This window comes from Lactobacillus sp. C449L (assembly GCF_059900815.1).
Window position 1 is genome coordinate 1 of record NZ_JBWXGA010000280.1, and the last position, 441, is coordinate 441.

Consider the following 441-nt stretch of genomic DNA (forward strand, 5'->3'; position numbering starts at 1 on the left):
GTAGAGTACCTCGACACCGAGGCTGAGTCCCGAGATCGGGGTCCAGAAGGTGTTGGCGCCGAGGCGGTATTCATTGAAGTCAAGAATACCCACTGAGGCTCCGGCTGTGCCAGCGGCAATTGTGGCTGGTATTGCGGCAACTACAGTGCTCGCACCATCTGGAGCGTTAAAGCGCGCGTATGAACCGAAGACGCTCGAGCGGATCGTAGGTGTCCAGTTGTGGGTGATGCCACCAGCAATCGACCAAGCCGTGCCAGTCTCCAAGTCTCCTGTGATCGGATCGATGATGGCATCCGAGATCGGGAGGCCCGGGAAGGTGTTGATAAACGCCTGACGGCCTGTACCGCCGAGAATATAGGCATTGGCCCCATCAACGTAGGTTGCCGCCAACCAAGCCGAGTCCCCTTGTCCAAGGAAGGGCAGGTTGATGCCAACCGAACC

Annotated in this window: 1 protein-coding gene; it reads right to left on the reverse strand. The window is 58.5% G+C overall.

Going from position 1 to position 441, the window contains the following annotated elements:
* Window positions 1-429: porin (locus AC2JF9_RS09390; protein WP_500727238.1), on the reverse strand; the 429-nt coding region annotated here is incomplete at its 3' end.
* Between the last annotated feature and the right edge of the window lie 12 nt (window positions 430-441).